We start from the raw sequence: 16,745 nt of genomic DNA on the forward strand, positions 1-16,745 counted from the left end.
TGCCACCCGCTACCTGGTGCGGGGCGCCCGCTGGAACTCGCGGCCCGGCTCGGTGGGGGTGCCGTCGTCGGTCATGAGGCCGGTGCCGTTGCCACGGGTGTTGGGCAGCGCGAACCAGGCGTAGCGCTCCACGTAGGGCAGGGCGGTCAGCATGGACGTCGCGGCCCTGACGAACGCGGCCTGCTGCCCCACCGGCGGGTAGCTCATGCCGTTGTCGTGGTTGATGAGCGCGAACTCGGTGAGCCAGATCGGCTTGCCGAACCGCGCGCGCACCCGCTGGATGTAGGTCTTCAGCTCGTTGACGGCCGTCGCCGTGTCGTAGTTCTTGGTGTAGAAGTGCAGGGCGATGAAGTCGACGCGGAGGCCGCGCTGCCGGGCGCCCGTCATGAACTGGTCGAGCCACCGGCCGGGGATGTCGCCGCCCCACACCGGGGCGGGGCTGCCGAGCCGCATCCCGGTCTTCTGCAGCTGCGGCCACAGGTTCAGCGCCTCTTCGACGGACATGTTCGCCTGGCCCGCGAGATCGGGCTCGTTGAAGCCCAGCAGCGTCTTCCCGCGGACCTCGCCGACCTTCCCGATGTCGCGCCCGCTCCAGATCATCGGCACGAACTCGACACCGGGCGGGGCTCCGAACCAGTCGTTGGGGCTCCAGGTGTAGAACCAGCAGGCTCCCGATCCGGTCAGCGCCTTCTGGCCCGCGGTCAGCCCCCAGGTCCCGACGCCCTTCAGGCAGTTGCCCGACTTCGGGATGGAGGCCGGGGTGTTCCCGTTCCCGCCGTTCTTCAGCGGCGCGGTGCGCTTGGCCAGCAGCGGAGGCACCGGCATGGCGGTCGGGTCGGGCAGGGCGGCGGCCGGGGTGTCGGCGGTGGCCTTCTCCTCCTTGTCCCCGCCCGGGGCCTGCGACCGCTTGTCCGGGCTCGGGGTGACGACGGCGGCGGGGCCGCCGTCGCTGCAGGCGGTGGCCGCGACGGTGACCGTCAGCAGGGCCGCGGCGATCCCCAGGAACCGGCGTGTGTGTGCCATGCGGGCGTGACCTCTCGGTGATCCGGGAGTTGAACTCTCTCATAGATCACGGACGTATCACCCCGCCTCGCCAGAATTCAGACGGAAGGCGACAGCAGGACCGCCAGCCGCTCCGGACCCGAGACGCCGAGCTTCGAGCAGATCTCGACGAGCTGTTCGGCGACCGTCCGGGACGGCATCTGGAGCCGTTCGGCGATGTCGAGCTCGCTGCTGCCGGCGGCCACCAGCTCGGCGATCTCGTACTGGACGCGGCTGAGGTCGGGGACCGCCGCCGTCCGCAGGGCGGGCGTCCTGACCTGGTCGCAGCGCTGGACCAGCACCCAGGCCCTGGTCCCCGCCGCGGCCGCCTGCTGCTTGTCCCAGTGGACCTCGGCGGCCTGCGCGGCGGCCTCGGCCGCGTGCAGGGCCATGCCGAGCTCCTCGAACTCGAAGCTGGCGCCGATCAACCCCGACCAGTCCCCCGCCGCGGCGGCGTCGGCGTGCCGGGCGCACAGCGCGGCGAGATCGCCCTCGGCGTCCTCGGCGAGCTGCGCCAGCCGGTCGGCGACGACTCCGGCCGCCCCGAGCCGCACCACGTCGTGGAGCGCGGCGAGCGCGTAGGGGCGCAGTTCCAGGGCCTCGGCGGCGGCAGCGGCATCGAGCAGGCCGTGGACGGCCGCGCCGACCGCGCCCTGCGCCACGAGGTACCACGGCCTGGCCAGCGCGACGGGGAACCACAGGGCCCGCAGCGTGGGCAGCGCGCGCTTGTCGGCGGCCTCCAGGGCGTCGCGGGCGGTCTCGAGGTCTCCGGCGAGCGCCGCGGCGTGGGCCAGCTCGCCCAGGCAGGGACCGGCGAACGGCGAGTGGCCGCGCGACAGCAGCCGCGCGCCGTTCCACGCCTCGCGCAGCGCCGCCTGCACCTGCCCGCGGGCCCGCAGCACCCGGGCCTGGGCGGCGGCGCGGGCGACGGGATCCTCCTGCGCGCCCTCCTCGCCCGCGGCGTCGAGGTCGCCGACCGACATCCACACGCTGTAGCGGGCGAACTCCAGCAGCGCCCCGACTTCGGGCGCCTGGGACGACCAGGCGCCGATGTGCTGGAGCCCGGCGCGGACCTTGTCCAGCCCGGCCGTCGACTGGCCGGTCAGGGCGGCGGCCACCGCCTCGACCGCGTGGATCCGCGCGGCCGTCACCGGACCCGCCGTCGTGATCGCGGCGGCGTCGTCGGCGAGGTCGAGGGCCTCCCGGCTGGCGGCGCGGTGCAAAGCCGCGAACGCCTTCTCGACCATCAGCCGCTGGCGCGACTCCTCGGTGGTGACGGTCTCGAGCGCGATCGCGAGCACCCGGTCGGCCTCCTCGGGCCGCCCCAGGCCGTAGGCGAGGTTCGCGGCCCGCTTCGAGGCCAGCGCCGCCCTCGCCCGGTCCTCGGGGCGTCGCGGGGCCCCGCCCAGCTCGGTCTCGGCCTCGGCGGCTCGGCCCAGCGAGGCCAGCAGCGCCGCCCGTGCCAGGGCCTCCTCCAGGCTCCCGGCGGGCTCCTCCGCCCAGGCGCCCAGCTCGGTCGGGCCGGGGGCCGCGACGGTCTCGGGCGCGGCGGGCAGCGGCTCGGCCCGGGTCGTCAGGGTGTCCTCGGCCGGTCGCGGCGCGGGAACGGGGACGGGGGCGTCCTTCCAGTGGCCGTCGTCCAGCACGCCGGTGGCGCGGGCCGCGCGGACCAGCTCGTGCAGGTAGCGCAGGTCGCCGCCGGACAGGGCGGCGAGGTGGGCGGCGGTCGCCTCGTCGACGGTGCCGTCGAGCAGTTCCTGGACGTCGGTCAGCGGGGCCAGCGGCAGCGAGGTGAGCACCAGCGGGCTGAGCGGCTGCGGGAGCACGCCCGAGGCCAGCAGCGTGACCCGGCCCGTTCCGGCCAGCGCTCTGGCCAGGTGCGCCGAGTCGTCGTCGAGCAGGTGGACGTCGTCGATGACGAGCAGCACCCGTCCCGAGCCCCCGCGAGCCAGGATCGTCTCGACCGCGAGCGCGACGTCGGTGACCGGCACGCGCACCGGCAGGAGATGGGAGAAGGCGCCGAACGGCACACTCGGCCCCTGCCCCGGCCGCGCGTCGAGGACGGTCACCTCGTCGGGGGCCAGGCCCGCGGCCTCGGCCAGCAGGCGGCTCTTCCCCACGCCGGGAGCGCCGGTCACGAGCAGCCCTATCCCCGTCGTCTCGACGATCGCGGTCAGCTCGCCCTCACGGCCGACGAACGGCCAAGTCGTCACCACACCAGGAGCGTAGATTCCGCGTCGCGTCACGACCAGCCCTCAACTCTTCCACTCGTCCCCGGGCCCGTCCCGCCCACTGATCCGTGTGACGCTCAGTACCTGCGCGGGGTTCGTCGAACCGACTCTACGGGCATCGATCCCCCCGTGCCGGGCGGTTGAAAAGGGCTCGGTCTCAATCGTTAGCGGCGCGTTCCACCGACGCCCGCGCGGCCTCGGGAGCGTCGCCGGAACCGACCAGGAGCTTGCGGCAGAGCGGCAGCAGGACCGACCGCACGCCCTCGCCGTCCGGGCCGAAGTAGCCCGCCAGTTCCAGCAGGCAGTACCCGTGGGCGACGCTCCAGATCTGGGCGGCGACCTCCACCGCCGACTCGCCCTCCAGCCGCCCCGTCTCGCCCGCCCGCTCCACCGCGGCGACCAGCAGGGAGAACGCCTCCTTGCCCGCCAGGAACAGCGGGTCCGCCTCGGTGAGGTCGGGCGCGCGCAGCCGGTGGCCGCCGGGCTCGGTCGTCCCGAACATCACCCCGTACAGGTGGGCGTTGGCGAGCGCGAAGTCCCGGTAGGCCAGGCCCATGGCGGTGAGGTCGGCCACGGGGTCGCCGGTCCGGGGGACGGCGGACAGGTGGGCGGCGAACCGGTCGTAGCCCTCGGCCGCGATCGCCTGGACGAGCCCCGTCATGTTCCCGAAGTGGGTGTAGACGGCCATGGTGGAGGCGCCGATCTCGGCGGCCAGCTTCCGTGCCTGCAGCGCCTCGGGGCCGCTCTCGGCCAGGCGGCGCAGCGCGGCCTCGAGCAGGAGTTCGCGCGTTCCCATGCTTGCCAGTCTGGCATAACGGCGTTATACATGAAACATAACGGCGTTATGCCATCCCGGACAGAGCGAGGAACCATGGGCAGCCACTACCTCGAAGGCGCACTGGCCCCGGTCCACGAGGAGCTCACCCTCACCGACCTCAAGATCACCGGAACCCTGCCGGACCACCTCGACGGCCGGTACCTGCGCAACGGGCCGAACCCGATCGGCGAGGTCGATCCCGCCACCTACCACTGGTTCATGGGCGACGGCATGGTCCACGGGATCCGCCTGCGCGACGGCCGCGCCGAGTGGTACCGCAACCGCTGGGTGCGCGGTCCCGTCGCCGCGCGGCGGCTGGGCGAGCCCGAGCCGCCCGCGCCCGGCGCGGCGGGGTTCGACGTCGTCGGCCCGAACACCAGCGTCATCGGCCACGCCGGGCGCACCATCGCCCTGATCGAGGGCGGCCTCGCCCCCTACGAACTCGACGATGAGCTCGGCACCGTCGGCGCCTGTGACTTCGGCGGCACGCTCAGCGGCGGCTACACCGCCCATCCCAAGCACGACCCGGTGACCGGCGAGCTCCACGCGGTCTCGTACTCCTTCGCGCGCGGCAACCGGGTCCAGTACTCGGTCATCGACGTGCTCGGCAGGGCCCGCAGGACGGTGGACATCCAGGTCACGGGCAGCCCGATGATGCACGACTTCTCCCTGACCGAGAAGCACGTCGTCTTCTACGACCTGCCCGTCACCTTCGACGCGCGCAAGGCCGTCCCCTCCGCCGTGCCCGCGCCGCTGGCCGCCCCGGCGCGGCTCGTCATGGACGCCCTCATCGGCCGGGTCAGGGTGCCCGACCCGATCGCCGCCCGCGCCGTCACCAGCGGAGGGACGGGGCTGCCCTACAGCTGGAACCCCCGATACCCGGCCAGGATCGGCGTGATGCCCCGCGAGGGCGGCGACGCCGACGTCCGCTGGTTCGAGGTCGAGCCCTGTTACGTCTTCCACCCGCTGAACGCCTACGACGACGGCGACACGATCGTCCTGGACGTCGTCCGGCACCCCAGGATGTTCGCCACCGACCCGCTCGGCCCGAACGAGGGCGCCACCACCCTCGACCGCTGGACGGTCGACCCGCGCGCGGGAAAGGTCATCGAGTCCCGGCTCGACGACCGCTTCCAGGAGTTCCCGCGCGTCGACGAGCGCCGCACCGGGCACCGCCACCGCTACGGTTACGCCGTCCAGATCCGCGAGGGGGTCGCCCCCGACGACACCCTCCTCAAGCACGATCTCGACCGGGGCACGACCCTCACGCGCTCGTTCGGCCACGGCAAGGGCGCCGGGGAGTTCGTGTTCGAGCCGTCCACGCCGGAGGGCGCCGAGGACGACGGGCTGCTACTCGGCCTCGTCAGCGACCTGCCGTCCGGGACGACCGACCTGATGGTCCTCGACGCCGCCACGCTGGAGACCGTCGCGGCCGTCCACATCCCCGCCCGGGTCCCGGCCGGCTTCCACGGCAACTGGGTCGCCGGCTGACCTCCTACAGGGGGCAGTCGCCGCAGGTCCCGCCGCCGGGCGGGACCTTGTAGTACAGGCAGCAGCTGCGCCGCCGCAGCGTGACCGGTTCCAGCGCGCCCCGCAGCGGCGGCCGCCGCAGCAGCTCGCCGACCAGCCCGGAGATCCGCGGGCCGAGCTCCGGCCGGACGCGGGCCGCGTGACGGGTCCCGGCCAGCGCCGAGGCGGCGTTCCCCCACACCAGGCCGTCGGCGAGCTTCACCGGCCATGCCTCGCGCAGCGGCCCGAGCACGGCCATGGCGGTCTCGAACAGCGGCATGTCCGACGGCCGCGCCCGCGCGGCGAGCAGGCCGATCGGCGCGCCCTCCGCCCACCGCCACCGCAGCCCGGTCAGATCCGGGACGCTCCCGTGGGCCGCCGCGCAGCCGATCAGAGGCGACCAGATCCGCGAGGCGAGCCCCTGGAACAGGATCGACCCCGCCACCCTGCGGTCCGGTGTGCCGAGCCGCTCGCAGTAGTGCGTCACCAGCTCGCCGAGGCCCTCGCCGAGCGGCAGCCAGCCCGGTTCCGCCGGACCGGTCTCCAGCAGGAAATACGGGCCCAGCCCGGCGACGTCCGCCAGCGCCGCCCCGAGATCCCGCTCCGGTTCCACCGGGCTCAGACCGCGCCGACGGGCTCGGCCACGGCACGCGAGAAGAGGGCGTCGCGGGCGATGCCGAGGGCCGTCGCGACGGCGCCGCGGACGATCGCCTCCCCTTCGAGCGCCGACAGCTCCACCGGCGGGGGCGGCAGCGGCGTCATCGACTCGAGCCGGTCGCGGACCGCCTCGAGCAGGAGGTCGGCGCCGGTGTGCCCGAGCCCGCCGCCCAGCACGATGAGCTCGGGATCGAGCACGGCGATGACGCTGGCCAGGGCGCGGCTGATGTTGGCCGCCTCCTCGCCGACGATCTGGAGGGCGTTCTCGTCGCCCTGGCGCGCGGCGGCGTAGATCGTCTCCGGGGTCCAGCGGCCCTTCATCCCGTACCGCTGCGCCGTGGCGACCAGCCCGGGCCCCGACAGCACGCTCTCGAGCTGGCCTCCGGGATGGTCGGGACCGCCGCCCAGCGGAAGGAAGCCGATCTCCCCCGCCGCGCCGCGCGAACCCCGGTAGAGCCTGCCACCGAGGACGACGCCCATGCCGAGACCCGTGCCGATCGACACGAACGTGAAGTTCTGCAGCCCGCGGCCGAGCCCGTAGGCCTGCTCACCGAGGGCGGCCAGAGCGATGTCGTTCTCGATGGTGAACGCGCACGGCAGCCGCTCGGCGAGCTTGTCGACCACCCCGGGCTTCTGCCAGCCGGGGATGTTGGGCGCGAGCTGGAGCCGGCGGCGTTCGTGGTCGTGGATGCCGGGGGTGGCCAGCACGACGTGCGTGAGCTCCCGGCCGCCGGCGAGCTCCGCGACGAGCTCGCCGATCTGGTCCATCAGCGCCGCCGCGCTCCTGGCCTGCGATCGGACGTCCCGCCTGGTCACGACCTCACCGGCGATGTTCGCCAGGGCCACGCGCACCCATTCGCGGCCGACGTCGACGCCGACGACCCAGCCCGCCTCCGGGCTGACCTCGTAGAGCATCGCCGAACGTCCCGCGCCGCCGGTGCGCTGCCCGACCGTCCGCACAAGGCCGACCCGTTCGAGGTCGGCGAGCGCCAGCGAGATCGTCGGCTTGGACAGGCCGGTGTTCTTCGCGAGTTCCGGCCGGGAGATCGGGCCGTGCTCCCTGATCTGCTCGAGCGCGGCCCTCTCGTTGATCACCCGTAGCAGCGCCGTGGAGCTCGCGGTGGTCGTCACAAGATTCCCTTTCCCCCTGCCCCGAGTCCCTCTGGATATCACGGAAAAGAAAGAAGCGCCCACATCGAAGTGAGCGCTCGCTTTCCGGAGGATCAGTCCGTGAGTTCGATGCGGCGGGCGAGGCCCGCGCCGATCTCACCGGCGATGGTCTCGAGGACGCCCTGGTCGATGGAGGAGTCGACGGTCAGGACCGTGAGGGCCTTGCCGCCCTTCTCGTCCCGGCCGACCTGCATGCCGGCGATGTTGATGCCCAGGTCGCCGAACTGCTTGCCGATCGTGCCGATGACGCCCGGACGGTCGATGTAGCCGAGGATCGCCATGTGCGGCGCGGGGCTGAGCTCCACGTCGAACCCGTTGATCTCGACGATCCGCTCCAGGTGGCGCGGGCCCGACAGGGTGCCGGAGACCGAGACGATCTCGCCGTCGGCCATGGTGCCCTTGACGGTGATGACGTTCCGCCAGTTCGGGGAGTCCTCGCTGGTGCTGAGGCTCACCTCGATGCCGCGCTCACCGGCCAGCAGCGGGGCGTTGACGAAGGTGACCGACTCCTCGACGACGTCGGCGAACACGCCCTTGAGGGCGGCCAGCTCCAGGATCTTCACGTCGTGGGCGGTGATCTCACCGCGGACGATGACGTCCAGGCGGACCGGGACACTGCCCGCGAGCGAGGTGAAGATGCGGCCGAGCTTCTCGGTCAGCGGCAGGCCCGGCTTGACGTCCTCGGCGACGGCGCCGCCCTGGACGTTGACGGCGTCCGGCACGAACTCGCCCGACAGGGCCAGCTTGACCGACTGCGCGACCTGGGTTCCGGCCTTCTCCTGCGCCTCGTGGGTGGAGGCGCCCAGGTGCGGGGTGGCCACCACGTTGTCGTGCAGGAACAGCGGCGAGTCGGTGCACGGCTCGGTCGAGAAGACGTCGAGGCCGGCGCCGGCGACGCGGCCCTCCTTGAGGGCGATGTCGAGGGCGTTCTCGTCGACGATCCCGCCGCGGGCGGCATTGATGATGCGGACCTCGGGCTTGACCAGGTGCAGCTCGCGGTCGCCGATGAGGCCCAGGGTCTCCTTGGTCTTCGGCAGGTGCACCGTGACGAAGTCGGAGACCTGGAGCAGCTCGTCCAGCGGGAGCAGCTTGACGCCCAGCTGGGCGGCGCGCGCGGCCTGGATGTAGGGGTCGTAGGCCACGATCTCCATGTCGAAGCCGGCGAGGCGCTGGGCGACCAGGACGCCGATGCGGCCGAGGCCGAGGACGCCGACGGTCTTGCCCTGGAGCTCGACGCCGGTGTACTTCGAGCGCTTCCACTCGCCCTGCTTGAGCGCGGCGTGGCCCTGCGGAACGTTCCGGGCGGTGGCCATGAGCAGCGCGATGGCGTGCTCGGCGGCGGTGACGATGTTGGAGGTCGGCGCGTTGACGACCATCACGCCGGCCTTGGTGGCGGCTTCGACGTCCACGTTGTCGAGGCCGACGCCGGCGCGGGCCACGACCCGCAGCTTCTTGGCGTGCTCGAAGACCTCGGCGTTGGCCTTGGTCGCGGAGCGGATGATGAGCGCGTCGACCTCCGCGACGGCGGGCAGCAGGGCGGCGCGGTCGGCGCCGTCCACATAGCGGACTTCGAAGTCGTTTTCGAGAACCGCGATCCCGGCAGGGGACAGCTCTTCAGCGACGAGGACGACTGGCTTGCTCAACTGGAAATCCTTGGGGTGAGATCTTTGCAGGTGGAGCCGCGAGTCACGCCCTCGTGTCGCGCCTGGGTCGAGTCTATATCCGCTGACGGTCAGCCCTGACTCGCCCTGCGGAACTCCCAGAACCGCCGCTTCCCGGCGGGGGCGGCCGATCCCTCGGACGCGACCTCCAGGCAGCCGTCGAGCCTCAATGTGAATCCTTCTCGCATTTTGGGCTCTTTGAAATCCGCGTGGCGGACGGATCCGAACGGCGCGGTCCTGGTCACCCCGAGAACGGACACCTCGACGCGGAAGTTCCACGGGCCGCCCGGCGGAATCTCGACCAGGGCCTCGAAACCGCCGTCGGCGGGCGTCACGGGGAACCGGTGCTCGGCCTCCCCCGCGGCGAGGATCAGGGTCACCGCGGGGCCGCGCGCCTCGACCCGGGCGATCCCGGCCGCGCCCTTCACCTTCAGGCGGCCGGTCTTGTCCCAGGCCAGGGCGTCGAGGCGGTGGTCGACGCCGACCTCGGCCGTGATGTCGGCGTCCTGGCGGGGGACGCCGCGCAGATAGGGGTAGACGGCGTAGACCCGGCCGCCGACGACGACCGCGCCCTCCCTGCGGCCCGCGGCCTCGTCGGCGATCAGCCGCTCCAGCTCGTCGTGCAGGTCGTTCTCGATGCAGAAGGCGCGGAGCCGGTGCGGCTCGGCGAGACCCCTGCGGACGTCGTCGGTGAGGAGGCCGTCGAGCATGGACTTCGTGGCGACGGCCAGCTTGCGGCGGACGGGCGGCTCGACGTCGAGGAACCGCTGGTCGTAGACCCGCAGGATCTCTCGGGTGATGCTCAGGGTCGGTGGTGTCATCGCAGGTGCTCCCCCGGGGGCGTGTGGACAACCTTGAACGGTAGAGGCGCGACGCCCCGTGATGGCGGACCGACACGATGCCCATTCCGTCGGCCCCCTTGCCTTGGGCATACTCGGTATGCATACTCGGTAGGCATGTCGATACGTCATGGCCTGCTCGCCCTCCTCGCCCAGGGACCGAGGTACGGCTACCAGCTGAGGGCGGAGTTCGAGGCGACCACGGGCAACACCTGGCCGCTGAACATCGGGCAGGTGTACACCACCCTCGGCCGCCTCGAGCGCGACGGCCTCGCGCTGCGCGGCGCCGAGGACCCCGACGGCAGGTTCTCCTACGAGATCACCCCCGAGGGGCTGGCCGAGGTCCGGCGCTGGTTCACCACCCCGCTGCTGCGCGACGAGCGGCCCCGCGACGAGCTGGCCATCAAGCTCGCGCTGGCCCTGACCAGCCCGGAGGCCGACGTCAGGACCGTCGTGCAGAACCAGCGCACGGCGACCATGCGCTCCATGCAGGAGCTGACCCGGCTGAAGTCCGGCGACGCCGAGCCCGCGTGGCGGCTCGTCCTCGAATCCATGATCTTCCAGGCCGAGGCCGAGATCCGCTGGCTCGACCACTGCGAGGCCGTCGTCCTGCGCGGCCTCTCCCCCTCTCCTTCCCCCTCCCCCGAATACTCCCCGGAGCCCTCCCATGAGCGTGCTTGACCTGCGGGAGGTCTCCCGCGACCACGGAAGCGGAGCGGGTCTCGTGCACGCGCTGCGCTCCCTGAGCCTGAGCGTCATGCCCGGCGAGTTCGTCGCGGTGATGGGGCCCTCGGGCTCCGGCAAGTCCACCCTGCTGACCCTGGCGGGCGGGCTCGACCGCCCGACGTCGGGGCGGGTGGCCGTCGAGGGGGTGGACCTGGGCACGCTGGCGCCCTCGGCCCTCGCCGGACTCCGCCGCCGCTCCATCGGCTACGTCTTCCAGGACCTCAACCTCATCCCGTCGCTGACGGCCGCCGAGAACGTGATGCTCCCCCGCGAGCTCGACGGCGCCCGTTCCCGGGCGGCCCGCGCGCAGGCCGCCGCCGCGCTCGAGGAGGTGGGCCTGCCCGACCTGGCCGACCGCTTCCCCGAGGAACTGTCCGGCGGGCAGCAGCAGCGCGTGGCCATCGCCCGTGCCCTGGTCGGCGAGCGCAGGCTCGTGCTGGCCGACGAGCCGACCGGTGCCCTCGACTCCCAGACCGGAGAGGACGTCATGCGGCTGCTGCGGCGGCGCTGCGACGCGGGAGCCGCCTGCCTGATGGTCACCCACGAGTCCCGGCACGCCGCCTGGTCCGACCGCGTCGTCTTCCTGCGCGACGGCAGCCTCGTCGACGCCACCCCGGCGGCCAGGGGCCCCGAATCGCTGCTGGAGAACAGCCCGTGAGCGGCTACCGGGCGGCACTGCGGATCGCGCGGCGCGACGCGACCCGGAGCAAGGGGCGCAGCGCCCTCGTCCTGGCGATGATCGGCGTCCCGGTGCTGGCGATCGTGGTGCTCGCGGTGCTGGCGCGGACCGTCGACCTCACCGACGCCGAGCGCCTCGGCTGGGACATGGGACGGGCCGACGCGATCGTCCAGGCGCAGGGCCGCGAGGCGGTTCCGGCCGCCGTGCTCGGCTTCGACTACGGCACCCGCCCCGCGGGCCGGGGCGAGCCGTGGACCGACGCCGAGGTCACCGGGGTGCTGAAGGCGCGGCTCGGCGAGCAAACCGGGGTGCTGCCCTCCCGCACCGGCGGGGCCCTGGTCACCGTTCCCGGCGGGCTCTCCTACGCCATGGTCCGCGAGGTCGACCTGCGCGAGAACGCCGCGCGGGGCCTGCTGAGGATCGACGGCGGAAGACCGCCCGCCACCACCGGCGAGGTCATGGTCTCGCGCACGCTCAGGGAGCGCGGCTTCCGGATCGGCACCGACCTGAGGACCCGCGACGGCGCCGCCAAGCGGATCGTCGGATACGTGACCCTGCCCGACAACCCCAGGGGCGAGTTCGTGCAGGGGCTGCCGGGGTCGCTGCTGCGCGGGGTCCCCGCGAACTTCCTGGTCACCCGCGGATCGCCGGTGACCTGGGCGGACGTCCGGGCGCTCAACGCACTCGGCATCGCGGTCAACTCCCGGTCGGTCATCGAGCGGCCACCGGCGGGCGTCCCCGAGCGGGCGGGGGTCATGGAGTCGGGCGGATCGGGCGCCGACACCGCCATCGTCGCGCTCGTCCTCGCGATGATCATCCTGGAGGTGACCCTGCTGGCCGGGCCCGCGTTCGCGGTCGGGATCCGGCGGCAGCGGCGGCTGCTGGCCCTGGTCGCGGCCGTCGGGGGCGAGGCCCGCCATCTCAGGGCCGTCGTGCTGGCCTCCGGCGCCGTCCTCGGGGTCGCGGCGGGCGCGCTGGGCACCCTGGGCGGGTTCGGCGGAGCGCTGATCGGCAAGATCCTCATCGAGCGGTACGCCAACACGATCCTGCCCGCCTGGGACATCCCGTGGACCTGGATCGCGGCGATCTGCCTGCTCGCGGGGTTCAGCGGGCTGGCCGCCGCCTATCTTCCCGCCCGGCAGGCGGCGCGGACCGACGTGGTCGCCGCGCTCGCCGGGCGCCGCGACGAGGCGCGGACCGCGCGCGGCCTCCCGGTGGCCGGCGGCGTCCTCACCGCCACCGGCCTCGCGGCGACCGCCGTCGGGATCGGCCCGCTGCACGAGGGCGGCGCGGTCATCGGCACCGTCCTGATCGTCGTCGGGTTCGTGCTGCTCACCCCGGCCGCGGTCGGCCTGGCCGGACGGCTCGCCCGGCATCTTCCGCTCCCCGCGCGCCTGGCCGTGCGCGACGCCGACCGCAACCGGGGCAGGACCGCGCCCGCCGTCGCGGCGATCATGGCGGCGGTCGCCGGGATCACCGTGCTGGCCATCGGCGGCAACAGCGACTTCGCGCAGCGCAGGGCCGAGTACGTGCCGCGGATGCCCATGGGCTCGACCGTCGTCGAGGAACTGCCGAGAGAACGGGTCGAGCAGACGGCCGCGGCGATCCGGTCGGTCGTGCCGGGCGCGGACGTCGTCAGGGCCGACCACTTCACCGACCCGCTCCGCGGGGTCGAGGACCCCGCCCGCGCGGTCGTGAAGAGGCTCAACACCCCCGAGCCCGACCCCTCGACCTGCGACCCCGTGTGCGCCTACACGACCAGCGGCCAGTTCGGGTTCGAGTACCTCATCGGCGGGCCCGAGCTGGGAAGGGTCGTGCTCGGCCGTGACGATCCCGCCGTCACCGCCGCGCTGGGGGCGGGCCGGGCGGTCGTCTTCGTGCCCGGCGTCGTCCGGGACGGCACCGCCCGGTTCTCCGTCGACGAGTTCGGCGCCGGCGCCGGAACGGCCCCGAAGTCGGTGCCGTTCCCGGTCGAGGCCGTCTACGTCCCCGCCATCAGCGGGCCGACCGCGATCCTGCCGCCGGCCATGGCCGCCCGGACGGGGCTGGCGACCGAACCCGCCGGGCTGTTCGTCACCGACCGGCTGACCGCGGAACAGACCCGGCAGGTGCGGGAGGCCGTCATCAAGGTCGCCTGGTACACGAAGGTCTACACCGAGCGGGGCTTCCACGAGTCGTTCGGGCTCATCCTGCTGATCCTCGGTGCGGTCGGCTCGATCATGGTGCTCGGGGGCTCGCTGATCGCCACGGGGCTCTCGGCCGCCGACGCCCGTCCCGACCTCGCCACCCTCGCCGCGATCGGGGCCCGCCCGCGCACCCGGCGCCTGCTGCTGATGGCCCAGGCCGGCTTCGTCGCCCTGCTCGGCTGCTGGCTGGGGATCACGGCGGGCCTGGCCCCCGGCGTCGCGGTGGCCGTCCCGCTGACGGAGCCGACCGACCCCTCGTTCGACCACGGAACCATCGTGTCCATCCCGTGGGCACTGCTGACGGGCGTAGGGGTGGGCGTCCCCCTGCTGGCCGTCCTGGTCATCGGGGCCACCACCCGGTCCCGGCTGCCGATGGTCAGGAGGCTCTCCGGGTAACGATTCGCGCGGGGCCCTACTCATCGGGAGCAGGGCCCTGGATCGTGAAAGGGTGAGCGAGCAGAGCGTCCACGACTTCCTGCACGAGCTCGCGGTGGCCGACGAGATCGGCTGCCCGGTGCCGCAGCGCGAGCAGTACGCGACCGAGCTGTCGGGCATCCTGCGGCTCGGGCGGCGGCGGGCGCTGGTCGTCCGGCTGGCCGACCTTCCCCGTCCCGCCTGGATCGCCCTGGCGGCGTGGCCCTACCCGCTGGGCATGGCGCTGCACCCGACGGGGGCGGCCGACGCCCACCTGTACGGCGGCGGCCAGGGCCTCGTCTGCCTGATGATGCTCGGGCTGGCCCGCCTCGGCTGGACCGTCGCCGAGAAGCACGCCCCGGAGGTCGCCGACATCCTGGCCGCCTCCCCCGACCGCGACTCCTTCGCCGGCTGGCTGCTGCGCAACCAGCGGCTGTGGCCGCAGTCGGCGGCGGCCGTGCTCGGCGCACTGGTCTCGCTGCTGGCCGCCTACGTGAGCGGCGGCGACTCCTCGTCCGTCCCCGGCCCGGTCCTGTACCCCGCGGCACTTTGGACGGGCCTGCTCGGCGGGAACGTCCTGTACTGGCTGTTCGTCGCCGCGAACACCCCGATCCACATCCGCTACTCACGCGACCTGCGCCTGTCGCTCATCGACCCGGCCTGCACCCCCGGCATCGTCGCCCTCTGCAAGTGCTACGTCCTGGTCTCGGCGGGCGCGGCCCTCGGCCTCGTCGTGGTGGAGCTCAACGCTCTTCCCCTGGCCCCGGACGACATGGACGACACGACCCCGCTGACGTTCCTCGCCGCCTATGTCATCCCGGCCACCGCGGGCTTCCTCTCCCTCCACCTGGGCGCGCAGCCGTTCATCACCCTCTCGAGGACGGTCCGCCACTACCAGAAGCAGGTGGCCGCCCCTCTCATCGCCCGGATCGCCGACCCCCCGGCGGCGCTGGTGCTCCATCCCGGCCTCCAGACCACCCACGACACCTACAAGCTGCTCCGCACCCAGCGCACCCTCCCCGTCAAGACCTGGGCCGTCCTCCAGTACGTCACCGGCATCCTCGCCACCCTCATCGCCTACTTCCTCCAGCAGATCCTCAGATGATCTTCAGCTGAAACCGCCGCCCCATCCGTCTAACCCGAGGCCGACCCCGAAGGAGTCCTCATGGCGTTCCACCAGCAGGGCTGGACGGTGACCAACGTCTACAACGTGAACGGCGATCTCGTCCTCACCGCCCAGAGCACCCACGCCGACCTCGCCGCGCTCATCGCCGACCTCCGCACCCGGGTCGGCGGCCTGGAGGACGTCCCCGCCGAGGACCTGGCCTCCCTCGACGAGGAGTTCCCCGGCGAGGACGCCCCCGAAGCCGAGACCCCCGGCCGCCTCACCCGCATCGCCGGCCGCCTCCGCACTCTGAACAGCGCTTCGACCTCGGCCGTGGAACTCGCCCGCACCCTGGAGACAGCCGCCGAATGGGCCGGCCACCACATCACCTGACACCCGATCACTTCACGCCCGATCGCCTGACGCCCGCCGGGAGCCGCGATGTCCGAACGGCATGAGGGCCGGTTCGAGCAGCCGGGGTGGACGGCCGAATCCGTCATCAACGCCGGGACCGTCCATATCGACGTCCATCAGCCTCCTCAGCGGCCCCGGGCCTCCGCCGGACGCCGCAGGGACCGCAGAAGCCTCGCGAAACACCTCGTCCGGTCGCTGACCCATCGGCATTCCGAGCTCGCCGAGCTCGCCGGGACCGCCATCGATCTGACCGTCCTCGTCGACGACCTGGACCGCGACCACGGGCGGCGCAAGCGCCTCCGGCTCCGGAAGCGCTACACGATGCGCCCGCTGAGCGAGGCCCTGTCCCGGCGCACCACGGATCTCACGCTGCTGCAGGGCGGGCCCGGCACGGGCAAGAGCCTCGCCCTCCGGCTGTACGCCCGCGACGTCCTGGACGAGATCGCCCGGTCCGGCAGCCACCGGGTCCCGCTGCCCATCTACGTGAACCTCCGGGATCTCACCACCGGCCCCAAGGAGATCAACAGCAGGGTTCTGGAGCAGTACATCGCCGAGCAGGTCAATCCCGGCGCCGCGCCCGAACTGACCGGCTACTTCGCCCGCGACTTCGCCGCCGACCTGCGCAACGGCTCCGTCATCCTGCTGCTCGACTCCTTCGACGAGATCCCCGCGGTTCTCGGCAGCGCCACGGTCGACGCCGCCGTCCGCCCCTACGTGGCCGCCGTCATCGCCCTCGTCGGCGGTGGCGGCGCCCGGTGTGTCGTGGCCGCCCGCGAGTACAAGGGCCCGCCAGCCGCCGACTGGAGCCGGCTCCACCTGCTCGGGATGTCCCCGGACGAGCAGAGCGCCTTCCTCGTCCGCCAGGGGCTCCCCCAGGAGCGGATCGGCCGGTTGCGCCCACTTCTCACCGATCCCCGGCGGGGCTTCGCCGCCGAGCTCCGCAATCCTCTGGCCCTCTCCCTCATGGCCGCCCATGTCCGCCGCACCGGCCTGCTCCCCGACCGGCCGAGTGAGCTCTACGCCTCCTTCGCCGAGCAGCGCCTGTCCGCGACGGTCGAGGCGCAGGACGCCGCCGCCGTGCCGTCCTCGAGGACTTCCTGGCCCGGTTCGCCTTCCATCTCACCGACAGCGGCCTGTCGATCCCCGAGCCCGATTTCGAGGCGCTGTTCGCGGCCGATCCCGCCGTTCCGGACGAACTCCGCCCCGCGCTGACGAGTTCGGGGCTTCTGCTCCGCTCCCCCTCCCGGGACTCGGGATGGCGGCTGTCGTTTAGCCACCGCCGCGTCCAGGAGTACT

The 16,745-nt window shown here is 73.2% G+C and carries 14 protein-coding genes; 7 read left to right on the plus strand and 7 right to left on the minus strand.

Annotated elements, in window-relative coordinates; genetic code table 11:
- Nucleotides 1-9: 9 nt before the first annotated feature.
- The 3 genes from ABD785_RS04315 to ABD785_RS04325 all read right to left on the minus strand — a co-directional run bounded on the left by ABD785_RS04315 (nt 10) and on the right by ABD785_RS04325 (nt 4,068).
- A complete protein-coding gene (locus ABD785_RS04315; protein ID WP_344822342.1) occupies nt 10-1,023 on the minus strand; it encodes a glycoside hydrolase family protein in 1,014 nt (337 codons plus the stop codon).
- A gap of 77 nt (nt 1,024-1,100) precedes the next feature.
- A complete protein-coding gene (locus ABD785_RS04320; RefSeq protein ID WP_344822344.1) occupies nt 1,101-3,257 on the minus strand; it encodes an ATP-binding protein in 2,157 nt (718 codons plus the stop codon).
- Between the two features lie 172 nt (nt 3,258-3,429).
- Complete coding sequence (locus ABD785_RS04325) at nt 3,430-4,068, minus strand: TetR-like C-terminal domain-containing protein (protein ID WP_344822346.1); 639 nt, start codon at nt 4,066-4,068, stop codon at nt 3,430-3,432.
- Between the two features lie 75 nt (nt 4,069-4,143).
- Between ABD785_RS04325 and ABD785_RS04330 the strand changes: the two genes are divergently transcribed.
- Complete coding sequence (locus tag ABD785_RS04330; protein ID WP_344822348.1) at nt 4,144-5,580, plus strand: carotenoid oxygenase family protein; 1,437 nt, start codon at nt 4,144-4,146, stop codon at nt 5,578-5,580.
- Between the two features lie 4 nt (nt 5,581-5,584).
- Here ABD785_RS04330 and ABD785_RS04335 read toward each other — a convergent pair whose 3' ends face one another.
- The 4 genes from ABD785_RS04335 to ABD785_RS04350 form a co-directional block, all read right to left on the minus strand.
- Nucleotides 5,585-6,211 carry a (2Fe-2S)-binding protein gene (locus ABD785_RS04335; protein WP_344822349.1) on the minus strand — a complete coding sequence of 209 codons (627 nt, stop codon included), beginning with the start codon at nt 6,209-6,211 and terminating at the stop codon, nt 5,585-5,587.
- A gap of 5 nt (nt 6,212-6,216) precedes the next feature.
- A complete protein-coding gene (locus tag ABD785_RS04340) occupies nt 6,217-7,386 on the minus strand; it encodes an ROK family transcriptional regulator (protein ID WP_344822351.1) in 1,170 nt (389 codons plus the stop codon).
- Between the two features lie 92 nt (nt 7,387-7,478).
- Nucleotides 7,479-9,068 carry a phosphoglycerate dehydrogenase gene (gene serA, locus ABD785_RS04345; protein ID WP_344822353.1) on the minus strand — a complete coding sequence of 530 codons (1,590 nt, stop codon included), beginning with the start codon at nt 9,066-9,068 and terminating at the stop codon, nt 7,479-7,481.
- An 89-nt stretch (nt 9,069-9,157) separates the two neighbouring features.
- On the minus strand, nt 9,158-9,907 hold the full coding sequence (locus ABD785_RS04350) for a hypothetical protein (RefSeq protein ID WP_344822355.1): 750 nt from the start codon (nt 9,905-9,907) through the stop codon (nt 9,158-9,160).
- Nucleotides 9,908-10,042: 135 nt separating this feature from the next.
- On the opposite strand from ABD785_RS04350, the gene ABD785_RS04355 reads away from it, so the two are divergent.
- The 6 genes from ABD785_RS04355 to ABD785_RS04380 are packed head-to-tail and all read left to right on the plus strand — an operon-like array spanning nt 10,043 to nt 16,661.
- Nucleotides 10,043-10,606, plus strand: coding sequence for a PadR family transcriptional regulator (locus tag ABD785_RS04355; RefSeq protein ID WP_344822357.1), 564 nt, complete (start codon nt 10,043-10,045; stop codon nt 10,604-10,606).
- Complete coding sequence (locus ABD785_RS04360) at nt 10,593-11,309, plus strand: ABC transporter ATP-binding protein (RefSeq protein ID WP_344822359.1); 717 nt, start codon at nt 10,593-10,595, stop codon at nt 11,307-11,309. The genes ABD785_RS04355 and ABD785_RS04360 overlap by 14 nt, the downstream gene beginning before the upstream one ends.
- The gene (locus ABD785_RS04365; RefSeq protein ID WP_344822361.1) at nt 11,306-13,912 is read left to right on the plus strand and encodes an FtsX-like permease family protein; all 2,607 of its coding nucleotides are present in this window, start codon (nt 11,306-11,308) and stop codon (nt 13,910-13,912) included. The genes ABD785_RS04360 and ABD785_RS04365 overlap by 4 nt, the downstream gene beginning before the upstream one ends.
- Before the next feature lie 52 nt (nt 13,913-13,964).
- A complete protein-coding gene (locus ABD785_RS04370; protein WP_344822363.1) occupies nt 13,965-15,035 on the plus strand; it encodes a hypothetical protein in 1,071 nt (356 codons plus the stop codon).
- A gap of 60 nt (nt 15,036-15,095) precedes the next feature.
- The gene (locus ABD785_RS04375; protein ID WP_344822365.1) at nt 15,096-15,428 is read left to right on the plus strand and encodes a hypothetical protein; all 333 of its coding nucleotides are present in this window, start codon (nt 15,096-15,098) and stop codon (nt 15,426-15,428) included.
- A 48-nt stretch (nt 15,429-15,476) separates the two neighbouring features.
- Nucleotides 15,477-16,661: an NACHT domain-containing protein gene (locus ABD785_RS04380; RefSeq protein ID WP_344822367.1), complete on the plus strand. Its 1,185-nt coding sequence runs from the start codon at nt 15,477-15,479 to the stop codon at nt 16,659-16,661.
- Nucleotides 16,662-16,745: the final 84 nt, after the last annotated feature.

This window comes from Actinocorallia longicatena (assembly GCF_039534125.1).
Taxonomy (GTDB): Bacteria; Actinomycetota; Actinomycetes; order Streptosporangiales; family Streptosporangiaceae; genus Actinocorallia; species Actinocorallia longicatena.

What these genes read in the sequence shown, in the direction of transcription:
- ABD785_RS04360 (WP_344822359.1), top strand. Translation starts at nt 10,593, where the DNA reads ATGAGCGTGCTTGACCTGCGGGAGGTCTCCCGCGACCACGGAAGCGGA.
- ABD785_RS04380 (WP_344822367.1), top strand. Translation starts at nt 15,477, where the DNA reads ATGTCCGAACGGCATGAGGGCCGGTTCGAGCAGCCGGGGTGGACGGCC.
- ABD785_RS04330 (WP_344822348.1), top strand. Translation starts at nt 4,144, where the DNA reads ATGGGCAGCCACTACCTCGAAGGCGCACTGGCCCCGGTCCACGAGGAG.
- ABD785_RS04315 (WP_344822342.1), bottom strand. Translation starts at nt 1,023, where the DNA reads ATGGCACACACACGCCGGTTCCTGGGGATCGCCGCGGCCCTGCTGACG.
- ABD785_RS04350 (WP_344822355.1), bottom strand. Translation starts at nt 9,907, where the DNA reads ATGACACCACCGACCCTGAGCATCACCCGAGAGATCCTGCGGGTCTAC.
- ABD785_RS04325 (WP_344822346.1), bottom strand. Translation starts at nt 4,068, where the DNA reads ATGGGAACGCGCGAACTCCTGCTCGAGGCCGCGCTGCGCCGCCTGGCC.
- ABD785_RS04375 (WP_344822365.1), top strand. Translation starts at nt 15,096, where the DNA reads ATGGCGTTCCACCAGCAGGGCTGGACGGTGACCAACGTCTACAACGTG.
- ABD785_RS04355 (WP_344822357.1), top strand. Translation starts at nt 10,043, where the DNA reads ATGTCGATACGTCATGGCCTGCTCGCCCTCCTCGCCCAGGGACCGAGG.